Origin of the sequence: Frigoribacterium sp. MCBA15_019 (assembly GCF_001864945.1) — a bacterium.
GTDB lineage: Bacteria > Actinomycetota > Actinomycetes > Actinomycetales > Microbacteriaceae > Frigoribacterium.
Window position 1 is genome coordinate 404773 of record NZ_MJGS01000001.1, and the last position, 19177, is coordinate 423949.

General features: G+C 66.8%; 24 protein-coding genes. 14 read left to right on the forward strand and 10 right to left on the reverse strand.

Annotated features, from left to right (window positions below; genetic code table 11):
* The first annotated feature begins 23 nt into the window (after positions 1-23).
* Positions 24-986 (forward strand): NADP-dependent oxidoreductase, encoded by a 963-nt coding sequence (locus BIV04_RS01925; RefSeq protein ID WP_071253672.1) that lies wholly within the window; start codon positions 24-26, stop codon positions 984-986.
* Positions 987-1471: 485 nt separating this feature from the next.
* Here BIV04_RS01925 and BIV04_RS01930 read toward each other — a convergent pair whose 3' ends face one another.
* Entirely contained in the window at positions 1472-1972 is a 501-nt protein-coding gene (locus BIV04_RS01930; RefSeq protein WP_071253674.1) for a VanZ family protein, read from the reverse strand.
* Positions 1969-2685, reverse strand: coding sequence for a TetR/AcrR family transcriptional regulator (locus BIV04_RS01935; protein WP_071253675.1), 717 nt, complete (start codon positions 2683-2685; stop codon positions 1969-1971). Before BIV04_RS01935 ends, BIV04_RS01930 begins: the two co-directional genes overlap by 4 nt.
* Positions 2686-2780: 95 nt before the next feature.
* On the opposite strand from BIV04_RS01935, the gene BIV04_RS01940 reads away from it, so the two are divergent.
* The 3 genes from BIV04_RS01940 to BIV04_RS01950 are packed head-to-tail and all read left to right on the forward strand — an operon-like array spanning position 2781 to position 4668.
* Positions 2781-3521 carry an SDR family oxidoreductase gene (locus tag BIV04_RS01940; protein ID WP_143048506.1) on the forward strand — a complete coding sequence of 247 codons (741 nt, stop codon included), beginning with the start codon at positions 2781-2783 and terminating at the stop codon, positions 3519-3521.
* The gene (locus BIV04_RS01945) at positions 3521-4423 is read left to right on the forward strand and encodes an SDR family oxidoreductase (RefSeq protein ID WP_071253679.1); all 903 of its coding nucleotides are present in this window, start codon (positions 3521-3523) and stop codon (positions 4421-4423) included. Before BIV04_RS01940 ends, BIV04_RS01945 begins: the two co-directional genes overlap by 1 nt.
* A 38-nt stretch (positions 4424-4461) precedes the next feature.
* Positions 4462-4668, forward strand: coding sequence for a tautomerase family protein (locus BIV04_RS01950; protein ID WP_043594869.1), 207 nt, complete (start codon positions 4462-4464; stop codon positions 4666-4668).
* Positions 4669-4763: 95 nt separating this feature from the next.
* Here BIV04_RS01950 and BIV04_RS01955 read toward each other — a convergent pair whose 3' ends face one another.
* Positions 4764-5390 (reverse strand): TetR/AcrR family transcriptional regulator, encoded by a 627-nt coding sequence (locus tag BIV04_RS01955; RefSeq protein WP_056261578.1) that lies wholly within the window; start codon positions 5388-5390, stop codon positions 4764-4766.
* On the opposite strand from BIV04_RS01955, the gene BIV04_RS01960 reads away from it, so the two are divergent.
* Positions 5379-6320 carry an SDR family NAD(P)-dependent oxidoreductase gene (locus BIV04_RS01960; protein ID WP_255364110.1) on the forward strand — a complete coding sequence of 314 codons (942 nt, stop codon included), beginning with the start codon at positions 5379-5381 and terminating at the stop codon, positions 6318-6320. The genes BIV04_RS01955 and BIV04_RS01960 overlap by 12 nt on opposite strands.
* A gap of 212 nt (positions 6321-6532) precedes the next feature.
* Complete coding sequence (locus tag BIV04_RS01965) at positions 6533-7261, forward strand: hypothetical protein (RefSeq protein ID WP_143048507.1); 729 nt, start codon at positions 6533-6535, stop codon at positions 7259-7261.
* Positions 7262-7415: 154 nt separating this feature from the next.
* Here BIV04_RS01965 and BIV04_RS01970 read toward each other — a convergent pair whose 3' ends face one another.
* Positions 7416-7667, reverse strand: coding sequence for a hypothetical protein (locus BIV04_RS01970; RefSeq protein WP_071253685.1), 252 nt, complete (start codon positions 7665-7667; stop codon positions 7416-7418).
* Between the two features lie 252 nt (positions 7668-7919).
* Here BIV04_RS01970 and BIV04_RS01975 point away from each other — a divergent pair, with 252 nt between their 5' ends.
* The gene (locus BIV04_RS01975) at positions 7920-8495 is read left to right on the forward strand and encodes a VanZ family protein (protein WP_071253687.1); all 576 of its coding nucleotides are present in this window, start codon (positions 7920-7922) and stop codon (positions 8493-8495) included.
* Between the two features lie 435 nt (positions 8496-8930).
* Here BIV04_RS01975 and BIV04_RS01980 read toward each other — a convergent pair whose 3' ends face one another.
* Positions 8931-9182, reverse strand: coding sequence for a hypothetical protein (locus tag BIV04_RS01980; RefSeq protein ID WP_071253689.1), 252 nt, complete (start codon positions 9180-9182; stop codon positions 8931-8933).
* Positions 9183-9255: 73 nt separating this feature from the next.
* Entirely contained in the window at positions 9256-10020 is a 765-nt protein-coding gene (locus BIV04_RS01985) for an SDR family NAD(P)-dependent oxidoreductase (RefSeq protein WP_218141783.1), read from the reverse strand.
* A gap of 106 nt (positions 10021-10126) precedes the next feature.
* Here BIV04_RS01985 and BIV04_RS01990 point away from each other — a divergent pair, with 106 nt between their 5' ends.
* A complete protein-coding gene (locus BIV04_RS01990) occupies positions 10127-10984 on the forward strand; it encodes a helix-turn-helix transcriptional regulator (protein WP_071253691.1) in 858 nt (285 codons plus the stop codon).
* A gap of 337 nt (positions 10985-11321) precedes the next feature.
* On the opposite strand, the gene BIV04_RS01995 is transcribed toward BIV04_RS01990, so the two are convergent.
* A complete protein-coding gene (locus BIV04_RS01995; RefSeq protein ID WP_071253693.1) occupies positions 11322-11885 on the reverse strand; it encodes a TetR/AcrR family transcriptional regulator in 564 nt (187 codons plus the stop codon).
* 117 nt (positions 11886-12002) lie between these two features.
* Here BIV04_RS01995 and BIV04_RS02000 point away from each other — a divergent pair, with 117 nt between their 5' ends.
* Together BIV04_RS02000 and BIV04_RS02005 are read left to right on the forward strand one after the other, a co-directional pair.
* On the forward strand, positions 12003-12632 hold the full coding sequence (locus tag BIV04_RS02000) for a DsbA family protein (protein WP_071253695.1): 630 nt from the start codon (positions 12003-12005) through the stop codon (positions 12630-12632).
* Between the two features lie 101 nt (positions 12633-12733).
* Complete coding sequence (locus BIV04_RS02005; protein ID WP_071253697.1) at positions 12734-13192, forward strand: nuclear transport factor 2 family protein; 459 nt, start codon at positions 12734-12736, stop codon at positions 13190-13192.
* A 67-nt stretch (positions 13193-13259) separates the two neighbouring features.
* Here BIV04_RS02005 and BIV04_RS02010 read toward each other — a convergent pair whose 3' ends face one another.
* The 3 genes from BIV04_RS02010 to BIV04_RS02020 all read right to left on the reverse strand — a co-directional run bounded on the left by BIV04_RS02010 (position 13260) and on the right by BIV04_RS02020 (position 15060).
* Positions 13260-13559, reverse strand: a complete 300-nt coding sequence (locus BIV04_RS02010; protein ID WP_071253701.1) for a putative quinol monooxygenase — start codon at positions 13557-13559, stop codon at positions 13260-13262.
* A 135-nt stretch (positions 13560-13694) separates the two neighbouring features.
* Positions 13695-14147 (reverse strand): nuclear transport factor 2 family protein, encoded by a 453-nt coding sequence (locus BIV04_RS02015; RefSeq protein WP_071253703.1) that lies wholly within the window; start codon positions 14145-14147, stop codon positions 13695-13697.
* 133 nt (positions 14148-14280) lie between these two features.
* The gene (locus tag BIV04_RS02020) at positions 14281-15060 is read right to left on the reverse strand and encodes an SDR family oxidoreductase (protein WP_071253705.1); all 780 of its coding nucleotides are present in this window, start codon (positions 15058-15060) and stop codon (positions 14281-14283) included.
* 55 nt (positions 15061-15115) lie between these two features.
* On the opposite strand from BIV04_RS02020, the gene BIV04_RS02025 reads away from it, so the two are divergent.
* The 4 genes from BIV04_RS02025 (at position 15116) to BIV04_RS02040 (ending at position 19103) form a co-directional block, all read left to right on the forward strand.
* The gene (locus tag BIV04_RS02025; RefSeq protein ID WP_071253707.1) at positions 15116-15703 is read left to right on the forward strand and encodes a TetR/AcrR family transcriptional regulator; all 588 of its coding nucleotides are present in this window, start codon (positions 15116-15118) and stop codon (positions 15701-15703) included.
* 347 nt (positions 15704-16050) lie between these two features.
* Positions 16051-17448, forward strand: a complete 1398-nt coding sequence (locus BIV04_RS02030; RefSeq protein ID WP_255364111.1) for an MFS transporter — start codon at positions 16051-16053, stop codon at positions 17446-17448.
* 122 nt (positions 17449-17570) lie between these two features.
* On the forward strand, positions 17571-18257 hold the full coding sequence (locus BIV04_RS02035) for a hypothetical protein (protein WP_071253711.1): 687 nt from the start codon (positions 17571-17573) through the stop codon (positions 18255-18257).
* Positions 18258-18353: 96 nt separating this feature from the next.
* Positions 18354-19103, forward strand: coding sequence for a DNA-3-methyladenine glycosylase (locus tag BIV04_RS02040; protein WP_218141785.1), 750 nt, complete (start codon positions 18354-18356; stop codon positions 19101-19103).
* Positions 19104-19177: the final 74 nt, after the last annotated feature.

A 19177-nucleotide genomic window follows, 5' to 3' on the forward strand; every position in this document is an offset into this window, starting at 1 on the left:
GGCATCAGCACACAGGAGATCCCATGTCCAGAATCGTCCGTCCCCGCGCTTTCGGAGGACCAGAGGTCCTCATCGTCCAAGACGTCGACGTCCCCACCCCAGGCGCAGGCGAGGTCGTCGTGGAAGTCCGTGCGGTCGGCGTCAACCCACTCGATTGGAAGCTCTACAGCGGTGCGTTCCACGAGGTCGACGAGGACGAGAGGGATGCTGCGGGCCTGTCCGAGCCGCTGCCAAGCCTCGGTGTCGAGTGCGCGGGCGTCGTCGCGGCTCTCGGGTCGGATGTCGAGGGAGTCGCTGTCGGCGACGAAGTCATCGTGTATCCCGTTACAGGCGCCTACTCGGACCACGTCGTCGTGCCCGCTATGTCGCTCACGCCGAAACCCGCCGGCGTGAGCTGGGAGGAAGCGGGCGCGATGATGCTGGCCGGGCTCACCGCCATGCACACGATCGCCGCCGCCCGTGTCGTTGGCGGTGACACGGTACTCATCCACGGGGGAGCCGGAGGAGTCGGTCTCATCGCAGCCCAACTGGCCATCCATGCCGGCGCAGACGTCGTCGCGACCGCGGCGCTCCGCAATCACAATCTCTTGCGTGGACTCGGTGCAATCCCCGTGACGTACGGCGACGGCCTCGCCGACCGCGTTCGTGCGGCCGCGCCACAGGGAGTCACCGCCGCGATCGACACCGTCGGAAGCAACGAGGCACTCGAGGTGTCGCTCGAACTCGTGGGTGACCGGTCGCGCATCGCATCGATCACGGGGTCCGAGCGACGATTCGGCGCCGGCATCAAGCTCATCGGATACGGCCCCGGGCAAGACGCCGGCACCGAGTACCGCCTCTCGGCTCGGTCCCGCCTCGCATCGCTCGTGGGAGGCGGGGATGTCCGCATCGTCATTGCCCGGACCATTGCGCTGGCCGACGCGGCGGAAGCTCACCGCCTCGGCCAGGCCGGCGGCAGCACCGGAAAGATCGTCCTGCGGCCGTGAGCACCTCCAGACTCGGTGACGGCGCCCTCGCCTGCATGGCCGTTCCGAAGGTGCCCCATGTGCGAGATGCATGTGAGACACCCGCCCCTCCCCGAGCTGATGGGCTGTCGGGCATCGGTCCTGCAGTAGCGATATCTTCCGGGCACCTTTAACTAGTGCTGGCAGTGTGCGTGGTCGCGCTGCACGAGGCGGCAGGGCGAGCCTCTCGGTGCATACCGAGCTAGACCGCATCGCCGGCTGACCGTCAGGAGCGGCCTGGCGGTACGCGGCGTCGGTAGCCCGCCAGGAATGACCCAGCGACCGGCAAACGATCCCCTATCGGACACCTTCAAGGAGCCGTACTAGGTGCTTCTTACATCGAGCGCCCCCGCTTGCAGAGGGAAGACCACCATCCTCACCATTGCCGATGAGCCCGTGCACATCACGCCCTGATCGCCAGTAGGCATATCGGCCGCGGGTCGGGCGCACCGCTGGCGGCCAGTGACTCATCCCGACGACGCGGTTGCCCTGCGGCGCCGGTCGATCGCGCAGATGACGAGAGCGATGGCCGCGCCCAGGATCGCTCCGACGATGTTCATGAACCAGTCGTTCGTGTCGCACCGGCGACCGAGGACGGGTGCGAGGGCCTGTACGACTTCGATGACGGCGGAGAGGGCGACCGCACCGGTGAGGACTGTGAGCGGCCGGTTCGTCGCCGTCCCGAGGAAGAGAACGAGCGGCAGCAGCATCGCGACGTTGGCGAGCGGTTCGATGCCCTGGAACGGGACGCTGAACTGTGTGGTGCAGGTGACACCGCCGGGCCGAGCCCCGTCGGGCAGCAAGGTCAGGACGAGCACCGCGACGAGTGCGACAGCCGAGAGGCCGAGGAGGACACGCCGAAGCCGGAACCGGTGCAGGACCCAGGCGAGCAGAGTGGCGGCCGCGACGGCGACCCAGAAGCCGATGCGAACAAGGGTCGCATGTTCGACGAGGAACGTGGAGATCACCGGAGGCCGTCGCTTTCTCGGTCGAGGCGCGTGAGCCAGACGTTCATGAGCGCGGACTCCTCGGGGAGGAGGGCGCCAGGCCCGCCCTCAGCGAGCTGCGCACGGAGCTGCCGCCGGGCGGCTGTGGCAGCGTCGAACGACGCCGGCGGGGAACCCGCGACGAGGACGGCACCGAGGACGGCGTCGCGGAGCGCGTCGGCGACCGCATTCGCCCGTTGCGCGGGACGCACGGTCGTCATCTCGTCGAGGGCGAGCCCGACGTTGGCCGCCAAGATCATCCCCGATGCGACGTCGACTTCGAGACGGAGAAGCCCCGCGGCCGCGCACCGAGAGAGCGTCCGCTCGAGCAGCGCCCTCACACCGTCCGCTGCGCGACCGCCCGCCCAGGGTCGCGGCGCGAACATCAGGCGATAGAGGGCGGGGTTCTCCCTCGCGAAGTCGAGGTGGTCACCCCACCCGCGGCGCAGGTCCGCCGCCGGGTCGTCGGTGGCTTCGAGCTCGGCCTTGCGGGCGGCGTAGCGCTGCAGGCCCGTCTCGGCCAGGGCGTCGAGGAGTCCCCGCTTGTCGCCGAACAGCCGATACAGCACCGGCTGGGTCACACCGACAGCCTCACAGACCGCTCGTGTGGCGATCTCGCCGTCAGACGCGGCGACCAGTCGTTCCTCGGCTGCCGCGAGCAGGGCGCTCCGGAGGTCGTCGTCGGATCGGATCATGCCCCCACCCTAGGGCACTTGCTATCACTTGTAGTATCTGTGATAGTTCTTGCGTATCGGCGAAATTGCCGACCAATAGCAACGAAAGGCAGACCATGAGCACTGATCCCCAGCGCGTCGCCGTCGTCACGGGTGGCTCCCGCGGCATCGGCCGCGCCGTCTCCACCCGACTCTCCCGTGACGGGTTCACCGTCGTCGTCGCATCAGCCAGCGGGGGTACCGCGGCCGCCGCGACCCTCGACGAGATCACGAGCGCCGGCGGCCATGCCGTCGCTGTGCAGGCCGACGTCGCCGACGAGCACGCCGTGGCGGCGATCTTCGACAGGGTCGCGAACGACTTCGGGGGCGTCGACGTCGTGGTGCACTCGGCCGGACGCCTCGGCTTGTCGACCATCGCCGAGCAGGACCTCGACGCCCTCGACTCCCTGCACAGGACGAACGTCCGCGGCACCTTCGTCGTCGCACAGCAGGCAGCACGTCGACTGCGCTCCGGGGGTGCCTTCGTCGGCATGTCAACATCCGTCGTCGGAACGCAGTTCCCCACTTACGGCGCCTACGTCGCGAGCAAGAGCGCGGTCGAGGGCATGGCGCTGATCCTGGCGAAGGAGCTCCGTGGCCGGGACGTCACGGTGAACGTCGTCGCTCCTGGCCCGACCGCGACGGAGCTTTTCCTCGACGGGAAGACGCAGGAGCAGATCGACACCCTGGCCAAGGTCCCGCCGCTCGAGCGCCTCGGCACCCCGGAGGACATCGCCGGCGTGGTGGCGTTCCTTGCAGGGCCGGACGGGCGCTGGGTGAACGGCCAGACCATCCGTGTCAACGGCGGCATGGTCTGATGACGGCGCCACTGGTCATCCTCGTCACCGGCGCCTCGACAGGATTCGGTCGACTCACGGCAGAATCGCTGGCACGCGCAGGCCACGTCGTCGCAGCGGGCATGCGCGCCATTGACGGGAGGAACTCGGCTCATCGAGACGCCCTGGCCGACCTCGCCTCTCGTGAGGGGCTGAGGCTCGGCGCCGTCGAGCTCGACGTCCAGTCGCAGGAATCCGTGGACGCTGCGGTCGACACCGTCATCAGGGCGTACGGCCGCATCGACGCCGTCGTGCAGAACGCCGGCCACATGGCCTTCGGTGCCGCTGAGGCTTTCACGCCGGAACAGTTCGCGTCCCTGTACGACGTCAACGTGGTCGGCGGCCACCGGGTAGCCCGCACCGTCTTGCCGCACATGCGCTCCCAGCGCTCGGGCTTCGTCGTGTGGGTGGGCAGTTCCTCCACCCGCGGCGGGCACCCTCCGTTCCTCGCCCCGTACTTCGCCGCCAAGGCCGGCATGGACGCCCTCGCCGAGAGCTACGCGGCCGAGACGATCCGGTTCGGCATCGACAGCTCGATCGTCGTCCCCGGGGCGTTCACCTCGGGCACGAACCACTTCACCAACGCCACCACCCCGGTGGACGAGGCGCGGGTGACCGACCACGACGCCGAGTACGGCACGCTCCGCCGCGAGCTGACCGATCGCCTCGCCGCGATCGTGCCGCCCGAGGCCGACGTGCAGGACGTCGCCGACGAGATCGTGCGTCTGGTCGGCCTGCCCCAGGGGACGCGCCCGTTCCGGTCGCACGTCGACCCGTCCCGCGACGGCAGCGAAGTCGTGTCCGCGGTCGCCGACCGCATCCGTGCCGAGTTCTACCGCCGCGTCGGCATCGAGGATCTCTTGCCCTCGAACGCCGCCCTCTGACCCCCGGAACGTCCGGGCCACCACCGAAAGGAACCACCATGCCCTTCGCCAACCTCAAGGTCCCCGCGGACACCCTCACGCCTGAGTCCAAGAAGAAGCTTCAGGACGCCGTCACGGACGCCATCGTCGACGTCTACGGAGAACGAGCACGCCCGACGACCCTCGTCATCCTCGACGAGGTCGCCGACGGCGGCTGGATGCTCGGCGGCACCATCCTCAACGAAGCGATGCTCGGCCGCGTCTAGTACCGCATGTCACAGGATGAGGGGCCCGGGCGACCGGGCCCCTCATCGCGTTCGCGGCACCGAGCCTGCCGCGACTCGAGCGCGCCGGTCCCGGTTCACCCGTCGGGGGCGGTGACCGGTCCCTGGGCGGCCGTTCCGAGCTGCTGCTCGATCTGCGGCAGGAGCGCCCGCACCGCGGCGACGACGACTTCGTCCACGCGATCCTCGGGAAGCCGGCCGGTGGCGGCCAAGGCACTGATGCCTTCTGTCGTCGCCGCGACCAGGAACGGCATCGGGCCCATCGACTCCGGACTGCTCTCCCCAAGCAGCTCCGCGCCCACTGCGAAGAAGCGCTCGGCCGAGGACTGCGCCTCGGGGTCGCGCCCCGCATTCGTGCCGTCGTCGGTCGACGCGAACATCAGCTGCATCAGGGGGCCGTTGTGCTGCGCGAAGCGAGCATGAGCGCGGATGTACTCCGTGAGCCGGCGCTCGAGGGTGCCCACCTGCCGCGCGGCCTCGAGATAGCGACGCAGCTCGTCGAAACCGTCCGCGGCGATCGCGGCGAGGACGGCGTCCCGGTCACGGAAGTGACGGAGCGGCGCACCATGGCTGACGCCCACGCGGCGCGCGAGCTCTCGCACCGTCACCGCCTGTTGCCCCTCCTCGATCAGGAGCGCGCGCCCCTCGCGGACGAGCTCTTCACGCAGCGACCCGTGGTGGTAGGAGCGTGCTTGCTGTGCCATCCGAACAGTGTAGACGTTGACAACAATGTGGCCGGTGTCTACATTGGGGGCATGGACGACACCAGAGCAGGCCAGGCACCGACCAACGAGACCGTCATCATCACCGGCGGCACCAGCGGCATCGGCCGAGCGACCGCGGTCGCCCTGGCCGAGTCCGGATCACGCATCATCCTCGCTGTCCGGAATCAGGAGAAGGGGCAAGCCATGGCAGCGACCCTCCCCGGCACTCCGGGAACGCACCGCGTCCTGCCACTCGACCTCGCGCGGCTTGAGACGGTGCCCGACTTCGCAGACCGGATCGACGAACCGATCGCCATCCTCGTCAACAACGCAGGCGTCGAGTCGAAGGACCTCCAGCGGACGGCCGACGGTCACGAGCTCCAGTTCGGCACGAACCACCTGGGGCACTTCCTCCTGACGACGCTGCTCCTGCCGCACATCACCGACCGCGTCGTCACCGTCGCGTCCCAGGCGGAACGGATGGCTCGTCTCGACCTCGACGACCTCGATTGGCACCGACGCCCGTACCAGGCGAGCCGGGCGTACGCGGACTCCAAGCTCGCCAACCTGCTGTTCACGTCGGAGCTGGACCGGCGGCTGCGGACGTCGGGCTCTCGAGTGCGGGCGCTGGCCGCCCACCCGGGGTTGGTCAAGACAGCCATCTACGACCGGCCGGCCGGTCAGCGCCCCAACCTCTGGGACCGGCTCGTCCCGATCTTGGGGCAGGAGCCGGAAGACGGTGCGCTGCCGTCGCTGCTCGCCGCCTCAGCTGACCTCCCCGGCGGCACCTTCGTCGGACCCCAGCGGATGATGCACATGCGAGGCGGGGCCGAGGTGATCAGCCAGTCGAAGCAGGCACGGAACCCGGAGACCGCAGCGAGACTCTGGTCGATCTCCGAGCGGATGACAGCAGCGGGCACCCGCCCGTGAGCCTCGTCCAGGACCGTCCCCGCGCACTCTGGACCGCTGTACGCGGATGGCACCGACCTCTCGTCGCCTTCACCGCAGTGATGTGCCTCTGGGCTGTGGTGTGCCTCGTCGGGCTGATCCTCGATCCGCGGACATTCGCAGGAGACCCGATCTGGGCCAAACCTCTCAAGTTCTCGATCTCCCTCGCGCTCTACGCGATTACCCTTGCGTGGATGCTCTCGATGGTGCAGCGGCCTGTCCTGCGTCGGATCGGCTGGTGGGCCGGAACCATCGGCGCAGCCGCCTCCCTCCTGGAGATCGTCGTCATCTCGATCCAAGTGGTTCGCGGCGTGGGAAGCCACTTCAACGTCTCGACTCCGACGAACCAGCTCTTCTACCAGCTCATGGCCGGTGGGGTCACCCTCATGTACTGCGCGACACTGGTCATCGGAGCCTTCCTGGCCATGTTCTCCCGGATCGAGGACAGGGCGCTGGCGTGGTCCCTGAGGCTCGGACTGATCATCGCCCTGGTCGGCCTGTCCGTGGGCTTCCTCATGGTGATCCCCACTGCGGCCCAGCTGGCCGACCCGACATCGTCGACCTACGGCTCCCACTCCGTGGGCGGTGACGACGCGACCGGCGGCATCTTCTTCCTCGGCTGGAACACCGCCCACGGAGATCTCCGCGTGTCCCACTTCATCGGCATGCACGCACTGCAGGTGCTGCCGATCCTCGCGATCACGCTCCCCCGGGCGCTCAGTGAGGCCGATCGGCTCCGTATCGTCGTCGCGGCCGGAGCGACGTACGCTGCCGTCACCGCGATCGCCCTGTGGCAGGCGTTGCGGGGACAATCGGTCATCCACCCCGACGCCATCACCGTCGCGGCAGTCGGGGTCACCATCGTCCTGGCTGCGATGAGCTTCATGACCATCGCCGCGCAGGGACGCCACCAGCACAGGTAGCTCCAGAGCCTGGCCTGACGGCACACCGATGGACGAAGTCGAGGTCGCGCTCGACGAGCGCCCTGGTTTCCCGTCGAGTTTCGGCCCACCTCCTGTCGGTCACCTCCAGCGTGGTCGCTACAAGCACTTGACCGGGTCTGGGTTGCCTCGCGCTTCAAGTGAGCAGGGTGAACGCCGCTCGGCCGACACCGAGGAGCACCGACCGGTCGGCGCCGGCAGTGCCGAGGACCTCCATGCTGCGAGTGACCGCCACGAAGTACGTCGCCAGGGCCCGGGCGTCGAGAGTCGCGTCCACTTCCCCGGCTGTCTGCGCTTGCTCGATGCACCCGGCGTACTCGTCCTCGAGGTGCCGATAGGCGCAACGAGCGGCTTCGGCGACCTCGGGATCGCGATCGGCCAGCTCCACCGTGGCCTTTGTGAACAGCGAAGGTCGCAGCCGTCGCCGGCACGATCACCGACACCGGCTGAATCCCTGGGGACCGGGGCGCATGCACGGCGGCTCGAGTCCTCCCCGACGCAAGCCGCGCTGAACCGGCCCCACGCATACGCCGGACCGAACGAATAGCGCCGAGAACCAGGAATGTCGCTGAGCGATCCCCTATTGGACGATCGACGTCAATCCGCCGCAGCGGCTTAGCGTCACTAGGCTTCACGCAACATGTCTCCCAACCCGTTCGGCGAAGTCCCTGCCCTGCCGATTGCCATTCCCTTCGGCATCATCGTGTTCGCCGCCCAACTGTTTCTCCTGACACGAGGACAGCGATTTACATGGCCGCGGGCTACCATCGCGGCCGCTATCGCCATCTACGCCGCGGGAATCGTCGCAAACACGGTCTTTCCAATTTTCCTCGACCCGGCCCCGCGCAGCGAGTTGTGGTCGCCGGCACTGGCGCTGATTCCGTTCCACGACTACGAACTCCGAGACGCACTCACCAACGTGGTGGTGTTCATCCCGCTGGGCATCCTCATCCCACTCGTCATGCGCCGCCCTTCCGGATGGAAAGTGCTTCTCACCGCGGCGGCGGTCAGCCTGACGATCGAGGTGTTGCAACTTGTCACGCAGAAGCTGTTCTCCGGAGGTCACGTGGCGGACATCAACGACTTTATCTGGAACACCCTCGGTGGTGTCAGCGGATTTGCGATCTATCGAGCGCTGATCCGTGTGCCGATCCTGTCTCGATTCATGGCCGAGTTCCGCTGGCACAGCGATCACCAGGCGTCCGACACCCCCTGATCCCGTCGAAAGCGTCCTCTAATCGATCGTCTATCGGGCAGTGGGCCGTAGATCTACTTGCGCCGACGAGACCGCTGCTCTCCGCGCAGAACAAAGCAGAGCCCCACGAACGATGCCCCGAGCACCAAGGGTGCGACGTAATAGATCACCGCCTCAGTGTGCTGCTGCCCCGCGCCTTCGCCAAGCGTCTCGTTTCCCAGTCCGCTACCGGGTGCGTTCGGGACTGAGATATTGGGGGAACGCGAGCTGACTCAGAGCGCGCTGACCCCTCCGGTCGAATTGACGAACCAAACCAAAATTGCGGCCCCGGCCGTAATGACGACGAGAGCCGCAACAAGGGCCACGTTGCCTTGTCGTCGCTCTCTCTCGGGTCTCATGCGCCCACCCTAGGAGTCCGGCAGCCGATCGGCTATCGGGCAGCGCTCCCGTCGAGAGCTACTGCGGAGGAGGCGGTGGAAAAACGTTGGTGAAGGCGTAGGGCACGATGACCGTCGAGATGATCAGCATGCCGATCCCGCCGACGATCATCAGCCCTGGCGACTGGGTCTGGGGGCCGATCCGCCGCCCCTGATCCTTGTAGGCCCTGCGAGCGGCGTCGGAGATGTGCTGGTGGAACACGATGAAGCAGACCCCGAAGATCGCGAACAGGGGCGCAAAGACCACGGCGGCGCCCTGCAGCTCTGTCATCGCCTCATCCTGTCCACGAGAACGGCCACAGGCCCACTCAGGTGCGGCCGCAGGACGAGTGCGCGTCCCCGTCTCAGGCGCCGGCGCCGCCGTCGACGGGCACGATGGCACCTGTCACCGCCGAGGCGCGATCACTGAGGAAGAACCCCGCGACCTCGGCGACTTCGAGAGCGGTTGCCATGCGGCCGATGGGGCTGGCTGCGTTGTTCGCCTCGATGATCCCTGGGCTTTTCCTCTCCCATTCGTCCATCATCTCGGTCGCCGTTCCACCGGGCATCAGGCCGTTCACCCGAATTCCTTCGGCAGCCCAGGTGACCGCCGCGGTCTCCGTGATGCTGTTCAGTGCCCGCTTCATGGCCCCGTACGCCGGCAGCGGCGGCACAGCACGTCGACTGCCGATGCTCGAGGTGTTCACGATCGCGCCGCCGCCTGACTTCCGCATGAGGGTCGCCTCGGCGACCATCGCGACCCAGTGTGCGCGGAAGTTGACGGCGAATTGCTCGTCGATGTCGGCGTCAGACGTGGTGTCGAGCGGACCGGTCTCTTGCTGGTTCACGCCGCCGTTGTTGAATGCCCCGTCGAGGCGTCCGTGGAGCTCCTCGACGCGATCGATGGCCGCGCGGACGCTGGCTCGATCTGCGAGGTCCATCACGACGGTGTCAGCCGTGCCACCCTGGGTGCGGATCTCGCGGACGAGGGCGTCGAGCGCCCCGATGCTGCGGGCTGCCAGCACGACAGATGCTCCCTCTCTCGCGAAGAGACGGCCCGCTGCGGCGCCGATACCGCGGCTGGCTCCGGTGATGAAGATGACCTTCCCGGTCAGCAGGCCGACCGGCATGTTCTCGTTGTTATTCGTCATGTGATGAGCGTCTTCGCCTCCGGAATCCGCATCCAGGCACAAACGGTACGAGGGTCCGCGGCCTGACCGGGCGGAGAATGGCGGCATGGACAAAGGTGAGCTCGCAGCTTTTCTCCGGAGTCGCCGCGAGCGTCTCCACCCCGAAGACGTCGGCCTCTCGTCTGGGTCTCGGCGAAGGACTCCAGGTCTTCGGCGCGAGGAGGTCGCCGTCCTCGCTCACCTCTCGGCCGAGTACTACGCCCGACTCGAACAGGGCCGCGCGCCTCGGCCCTCAGCCGTCGTCCTCGCAGGCATCGCGGGCGCACTGCGTCTCACCCCCGAAGAGTCCGACCACCTCCACCGGCTGGCCGGCACCGCCCCCACTCCGACGGGACTGCATAGTCGCGACGTACGGCCGAGCATCCTGACCCTGCTCGAACGACTCCCCCACACCGCCGGAATCGTCCTCTCGGCCACCTTCGAAGTGCTCGCCTGGAACGACCTGGCGGCAGCTCTCATGGAGGACTTCTCCCTGCTCGTTCCCCGCGATCGCAACCTCGCGAGGAAGACCTTCCTCAACGGTGGGCAGCAGTCAGAGGCGATCTACGGGATCTCCGACGAGGCCGCATTCCGGGAAGGTGTCATGACCCAACTCCGTAGCGCCCAGGCTGTCTACCCATCTGACCCGAGCGTCCGCGATCTCATCGACGACCTCCGTTCCGGCAGCGCCGAGTTCGCACAGCTCTGGGAGCGACACGACGTCCAGACACCACCGCCCCTGCAGAAGACCTTCCGCCACACACCGGCCGGACCGATCACCGTCAACTGCGACTCCCTAGCCATCACCGAGCGGGACCAACACCTCGTGCTCTACACCGCACCAGCGGGCTCCCGAGACGCTGAGAACCTCGCCCTATTGGAAGTGATCGGCTCCGAACCCCTCATCGGACCGCGGGGCACCTGAACGACCCATCCAAGCTTTGGCTCCGAGAGATCGACCAACATCGCGGCCGAGTCTCGGTGGCCGATCCTCTATCGGGCACCCGAAAACGAGCGTCTGTGGGTGACGTCGGCCGACATAAATGACCAATGGATGCACGCGGTAAACCTCGGCAGCCACATCGTCACACGTCAGCTCGCGACGGGCCCATCGATTTTGTGTCTCGTCGGCGAGACACGCGGACACGCGGACACGCGGACACGCTCAAGACAGACCCGGTGAAGCGACTTCCTTGGGTCCACTCCGAGCCGGGTGGCTGAAGGCAAGCAGTAGGCCGCACGTGCCACCAGCGGCGCCCGTACTAACGGGTCGCGATTCCATCCAGCGCGAGGAGGGTGAGCGACGACGCAGACGCAGCTGGGTCGGAGTGGTCTTTCGCCGCGATGGAGATTCCATTCACGAGAGTGAGAAGCTGCAAGGCGGAGACGGCGGCGCGCATAGACCCTGCATCCTGTGCCCGTCGCACTAGTACCGCCGCAGTGACGGCAAGTCCGGCCTCGCACGACCCGTCCGGAGGCTCGGCATCATCGAATCGAATGGTGTCGGCGAGGCCGCGGGCCTGAGCACTGTACACGGCCACCTCGACGAGCCAGGCCCGTAGCGAAGCCATGGGGGTGTGCTCCTCCGAGAGCGGTACGGCGCGGTCGCAGAGCTGTCGTATCTGCTCGGCGAACACCGTTTGCACGAGATCGCGCCGCGTCGGAAACCTTCGATGCAGGGTCGCCGATCCGACTCCTGCGCGCCGTGCGATTTCTTCCAACGACGCCTCCGAGCCAACACGCGCAAACTCGGCGGACGCGGCCGCGACGATCAAGTCGTGATTGCGCTGCGCATCTGCGCGCAACGGGCGTGGCTGCTCTGCCATCCCCCACTTCCTTTCTTGATCACATCGCCCCTCTTGTAAACGGGGCGACCCACCACTTATGCTGGACTAACCGGCGTGCCCCCCCACTTTACCGGATGTAGAGCTAGGGAGCGAGTCGTGGCAGAAACGGTGCGAGTGCAAATTTGGTCTGATGTGCAGTGCGTGTGGTGCTACATCGGTGACGCCCGGTGGCGTGAGGCGATTGCCCAATACGACGGTGCCGTCGAGTTGACTTACCGCTCGTTCGAGTTGCAGCCCGACTTCCCGATCGAATTCGATGCAAAGAAATATCTGGCTAGTGCGCGAGGCATGGACGCTGACAGCCAGGCACGCGCATTCGGTGAAATGCGTGCCGTCGCGGCCGCCGTAGGGCTCCCGTACGAGCCGGAACGCATCCGGCCCACGAATTCTTATCTGGCACTGCAGCTCATGCACCATGCGGCAGTCATGGGGCAGGACGAGCCGATGCGAGACCGCCTCTTCGCCGCCTACTTCGCCGAGGGCCGTCACATCGGCACTATCGACGCCCTTACGGAGCTTGCCGCAGAGGCCGGCCTCGACGCCCGGCGGGCACACGACGCACTCACTGCGAGCACCTACGCCGTCGCAGTGGACGCCGACAGCGCGGAGGCTGCCGCGCTCGGAGTCCGAGGAGTCCCTTTCGCCGTCCTGAACGGCACCTACGCGGTGCCCGGTGCGCTCGAGACCCCGCAGCTGGTGGCCCTGCTTCACAACTTGCGCGTATGACAAGCCCGCTCATTGCCCTGGCCGCCGGCATGCTCTGCGCCGACGGTTCTTGCATCCTTCCCACCCGGCCGGACCCGGTCGGCGAACCAATTGGAGAGAGAATGACCACCGAAACCATAAGCGCGGAGCCCGTCGTCACCGTCGAGGAGCGGCTCGCAGTCCTCGACGCCGTCTACCGCTACGCGACCGGCATCGACACTCGGGACTGGGACCTGTTCCGCACCGCCTTTGCTGATGACGCCGTCATCGACTTCGGCTTCGCCTCGTGGCCAAGTGGCGACACCTTCACCACCTTCATGCGTGACACCCACGAACCCGCCGGCCGGACCCTGCACCGTATGAGCAACACCGTCACCACACGCACGGCAACTGGCGAACTCACCGCCCGTACTTACGGCGACGCCGTTGTCTTCCAGGCCGACAACATCACTGGCACCATCGCCAACGCCTGGTACGACGACATCTTCGTCCCCGCGAACGGCGGATACCGGATCAGCAGCCGCACTGTGCACATGATCTCCATGCGCACCATCGGACCGAACCTCGCCGCCGACATGTAATCGTGGCCATCGCAGGAAACCGGCACAGGATTGCATACGACGACGAGACGCCCCCGAGGAAGTCGCGTTATGCCCTGGGGTCCCGCTCGTTCGTCGCGTCGAACATCCGAACTTCGTTGCGCATGCGCGCGGTCCACTTGACGAAGATCTGTTGGACCTGGTGTGTGGCAAGGTGCGCCGCTAGGGCGTCCGTGGACTTCCACTCCTCGAGCACCGTGACGGTGCCCTTCTCCGCGTTGTCGACTGCGAAGCTGAGGAGGACGTTGCCGGGGTTGGCGGCGGCGACCGGGTAGGTGGCTTGCGCGTCCACCATGAACTCGTCGACATCAGCGGGGTCAAGGTGGACGTGTCCGGCGATCATGATCATGGTAATCCCTAAATTTGCATGCGGAATGTGCTCCGCTTCAACCGGTGTCGCGGCAGGCCGCTCGTCGAGCGCTGCACGAAAAGATCGAGGGGCAGATGGCCGTGACCGCCTGCCCCCTCAGTTCTTCTCGCGGGGTTAGAGAGCTGCGACGTCCGCTTGAACTGACTGTCCCCACTCGACGCCCTGAGTGTGAGTGTTGGCAAAATCAGGGTCGACGTAGACGTGGACTCGCTTGATCAACAGGCCCTCGAACTCGAACACGTTGCAGAAGAGCCCGAACGAGGATTTGTCGTCGGGGAATTCGACGCCGGTGGTGGTCGTCCCGCGCTCGGTTCCCTCGACGACGACATGGTCGCCGGCCGAGATGACCGTGAACCCGTCGACGTCGTGGCGCAGGGACGCGACTCCGCGTCCGAGACCGCCGGCGAAGGCACCGATCTGCGCTTTGCCGCGGGCGTAGCCGAACTTCGGATAGAACATCTGGGCGTCGTCCGTGAAGAGGTCGACGATGGCGGGATCGCCAGCGTCAGCTAGGCGGAAGTACCGTTTCGCGATCTCTTCGCGGCGGGCATCAGCGTTGGCAGTCATGAGGATCCTGTCGGTTCTGTGGGGGCGGTCTGAGGGTTCGGTACGTGCGCTTGGACTCGTCGAAGTCACAGCGCAGCGCAGCGCTGCAGGACGGTGCGGCGGCAGCGTCGGGCACAGGCTGAGAGTCCCGTATTTAAAAGGTGGGGAGCTCCCCGCCGTCGACGACGAGATTTGTTCCCGTGACCCACTGGGCCCGGTCGGAGGCAAGGTAGACCACGGCTTCGGCGACGTCGCGCGGGTCCCCTGCGCGGCCTAGGGGCACGCCCGCGGTCGTTGCCTCGAGAGTGACGCCCATGGTGTCGGCGATGGCCTGTCGGATGGCGTCAGCGCCTGGTGTCAGGACGTTCCCGGGGGTGAGGGTGAGAACACGGATACCAGCAGGGGCTAGCTCGGAAGCCAGGGCTTTGCCGTAATTGGCAAGGGCAGCCTTCGCGGCGCCGTAGTGGGCCGTGGGCCCCTGCGGACTAAGCGCAGTACCGGACGAGATGTTCACGACCACGCTGCCCGCGCCGGCCTCGCGGAGGGCGGGCAGGAGCGCTCCTGTGAGTCGCACCGCAGAGAGGTAGTTGAGATCAAGGGCGTCCTGCCACTCCTCGTCCGGGATGGAGTCGATGCCCTCGGGGTAGGCACGGGCCGCCCCGGCGTTGTTGATCAGGATGTCGACGCCGCCAAGAGCATCAAGGGCACCGGACGCGAAGGCCCGGACGCCATCGTTGCTCGAGATGTCGCCTGAGATGAAGCTCGCCGCGGGTGGCGTCTCGGAAGTGGCGCTCCGTGCAGTTGCGACAACTGTGGCGCCGCCGTCGAGGAAACGTTGGACGATGGCTGCACCGATGCCGCGCGATCCGCCAGTGACGACGACTCGCTTCCCGGCGAACTCAGACGGGTCGGGGTCTGCAATAGTTCTGAACACACAGTCCACAATACGGGTTCTGGACCAAATGTCCAGATCGCCGTAAAGTGGTGGCATGGCACGACCAAGGAACTTCGAGGAAGCAGACGTCTTGGATGCCGCCAAGCGGCGCTTCACTGAGACCGGATTTCATGGGACGTCCGTGGATGAACTGTCACGGGCAACTGGCCTGAGCAAGGGCAGCCTCTACGGCGCCTTCGGTGACAAACAGGCCCTGTTCCAGCGTGTGTTCGATGACTACTGCGCCGGCGCATCCTCGTCGATCTCCAATCTCATCGACGGGCCCGAAGAGGAGTCCCTCGAACGGCTGCGTGGGTGGCTGCTCTCAACGCTCGGCACAGATCGATATGGCTGCCTGCTCGCTAAGGGCACTGCAGAGCTCGCGTCCGAGGACGACGCGATCGCCGCGCGTTCGCTCGACACCCACAACTCCCTACTCGACAGCTGCCACCAGCTCGTCGAGCAAGCTCAACGCGCCGGCCTCGTCGACCCCACCGCAGACGCCGAGGCCCTCGGGGGTGTCGTCCTCGCGACGCACCGTGGCCTCGAAGCGCTAGCGAAGGCAGGAGTCGAGACGGCAACACGCAGACGCATTGCTCACGCGGCGATCGACGGCATCTCGCTCGCCGCCCCAAGTCGATGAAGGAGCCCCAGGTCCCTGCTTACGGTCGGTCGTCAAGCTCCGACCCCTCTCCATCATTTCCGAAGGCGTGCCTGACTCCTCGAGCCCAGAAGATCCGCGCCACCGAGGGCCACATCTGAGCCCATGATGCGGCTAGCAGTTCCTGACAGACGAGGCCGATTCGAGTTACAATGATTTTCTGACCGATTTACATCGGTGTGGTCAACCCGTCGCGCGAGCGCAGTTGATCCGGGGCTGAAAACCTCCGGCGTTCCCAATCGAAGCCCGGAGGTTTCCCTATGTCTGTGTCATCGCGGACTGCATCCCGCACATCTGCATCTGCCAAGCGCTGGTGGGCGCTCGTCGTCTTGGCGCTCACTCAGCTCGTCGTTGTGCTCGACGGCACTATCGTCACCATCGCTCTGCCGCAGGCGCAGCAGGAACTCGGCCTCAGCGACATCGAGCGCCAGTGGGTCGTGACTGCCTACGCCCTCGCCTTCGGTGCACTCCTCCTCCTGGGCGGTCGCGTCGCTGACTACTGGGGCCGCAAGCGCACCTTCCTGATGGGCATGCTCGGTTTCGGCCTTGCCTCCGCTTTCGGCGGTCTGGCCCAGAACGGTTCTGAGCTGATTCTTGCTCGCGGTCTCCAAGGCGTGTTCGCTGCCCTGCTGGCCCCGGCCGCCCTGGCTCTGCTGACGGTGACGTTCCCCAGCGGCCGCGAGCGGAACACTGCGTTCGCCGTGTTCGGAGCGGTCGCGGGTGCGGGCGCGGCCGTGGGACTCGTCCTCGGCGGCGTGCTCACTGAGTACGCCACCTGGCGTTGGTGCCTGCTCGTGAACGTGTTCTTCGTCATCGCGGGACTTATCGGCGGCATGCTGCTGGTGAAGGAGTCCAAGACCGAGGGCGACAACCGCTATGACCTGCTGGGGGCTGTCACCGTCACGCTCGGACTGGGTTCGCTGGTGTACGGATTCACCCTCGCCGAGAGCGGCTGGGGACAGATCCAGACGGTCGGGTTCCTGGCTCTGGGCGCCGGCTTGCTCGTGCTCTTTGTGGTGATCGAGAGCCGTGTGGCTCAGCCCCTGCTGCCGCTCCGCGTGGTCGCGGACTCCGTTCGAGGTGGAGCGTTCCTGGTCCAGATGATCGTCGGCAGCGTCATGATCGGGGCCCTGCTGTACGTGTCCTTCCACCTCCAGATCGTGCTCGGGATGGACCCTCTTCCCGCCGGCCTGGCGACGCTGCCGATCACGCTCAGCATCATGGTCGTGGTGCCGGTCGCGACGAAGCTGCTGTCCACCATCGGCCCGCGCCCCATGATGATCGGCGGGCCTCTGATCTCGGCCATCGGACTCGCCTGGCTCAGCCGCATCACGGCCGACGGCTCCTACGCCGCACAGGTGCTGCCGGGCTTGATCGTGCTGGGTCTCGGCATGGCCTTCGTCTTCGTCCCCCTGCAGAACCTCGCACTGACGGGCGTCGAGCCGCAGGACGCGGGTGCGGCATCGGCCACGCTGAACTCCGCGCTGCAGATCGGCGGGTCGATCGGCCTGTCCGTGTTCACCGCTCTCTACGCCTCGACCGTGGCCGACTACGCCGGGGGCGGGTCCGAACTCGACGCCTTCACGAGCGGCTACGCGGCGGCGTTCCTGGCCGCGGCCATCGGACTGGTGCTCGCCGCGGTCATCGCAGCCGTGTTCATCCGCGGCTCGAAGTCCGAGTTGCTGCCCCAGGGGTCCGACACGGAGACGGCAGTGCCAGTGCACTGACGGGGCATCAGGCTCCTCGCTCGCCGGGTGCCACCCCTTGCCCGCACCGACGAGGCGACTCGCAGTCACTGCTCGACGAGCACGACGATCACTCCCGACAGAAGAAGGCAGACGAGACCGACATGGACAGCATCGACTTCGATGAGGCGCCCTTCGTCATCATGGTGAATGCAGACACAGCCCGAGGGGCCGCGGAGGGCGAGTGGACTGCCCTCGCGACGTCCGCCGGGGCGCTTGCACGGCCGCGGCAAGGGTACGGCGGAGCGATCTGGCTGACGCAGGGCCGCGTGCTCGGTCCGCCCTCCGCCCCGGACAGCGAACTCCTCCTGGGACTGCTCCTCTGGCGAAGCAGCAGCGACGCGGAGAGCTTCGCCGCAGAACTCCGCCGCGCTCAGCTCGACAGCGAGCTCCATGACGGGCTCATTCTCGACGACGGGGTCTACCAGTTCAGCACCACGGTGACTGCGAGCCCGGACAGCGGGAAACGCCTCGACTCGATGAGGACTCAGTCCGAGCCGGCACACGAGATCATCACGATGACGCCCGTCAGCGGCAAGCAGGAGTGGATTGGCGAGTACAACGAGAGCGAGACGCGCGATCACATCCGGCACCTCGACGGCTTTGTCTCGACGAGCTTCTTCCGTGATCTCCGGAGCGATCGGATCATCGAGTACGTGCAGTGGCGCTCGGCCGGCGACCTGACCGCGGCGTTCGACGACGAGCGCTTCGCCGAGCACATGAGCGTCAACAGCCATTACTCCGAAGGGGAGGCTCGCCTCTTCGGAGAACGCTCGACCGGCGAGGCCTGAGACATGACTCGACTCGAGACCGTCCACGAGATCGTCGGGCCCTGGTCGCTCACCACCAGCAAGGAGTTCTGGGAGGGCTTCACCCCCAACAAGCTCGTGTCTCGGACGAAGGCCGAGGGCCTCCACACCGTCTTTCTCTGCGATGCGGACTGGCAACGAGTGGATGCCGTCGTCACCCAGGAGGGGCCGTCCGTCCGCATCGTCGTCGAGGGCCCGGGGGATCTCGATGCCGCGACTGACCAGGTCCGTCGGCTGCTGTCGATCGACATCGACGGGCGCGGCTGGCCCGACGTCGCCGCGCGCGACGGGGTCATCGCTGATGCGCAGGCCAGGCTGCCCGGGTTCCGGCCGTGCGGCTTCTTCTCGCCCTATGAGGCGGCCGTGTGGACGGTCCTGTCACGACGCCTCCACATCCCACAGGCGGCCGCCGTCAAGACACGACTCACGCAGCAGCTCGGCGATGACGGAGCCTTCCCGTCTCCGACCGCCCTGCTCGCAGCGTCACCCGATCTGCCCGACCGCAAGACGGAGTACCTGCACGCCATCGCCGCAGCCGCTCTCGACGGCCAGCTTGCCGGGTCACATTTGCGCTCGTTGCAGCCGACTGACGCGTTTGACCAGGTGCAGAGCATCCTCGGAATGGGACCGTTCTCGGCCGAGCTCGTCGTCATCCGCGGAGCGAACTTCCCCGACGTGCTGCCACGCCACGAAGCCAAACTGAGCGACGAGATCACAAGGCTCTACGGCGACGACCGGTCAACTGACCAGATCACCGCGGCGTGGGAACCGTTCCGCTCGTGGGCAGCGGTTCACCTGCGCGCGTTGCGGGCGCTCCAGGGCAGCTGACAGAGCCGCTCGGCGGAGTGGTACGGCGATGATCAACACGCACCCTCCGCAGGCGGTTCCTTCTTAGTCGTCGT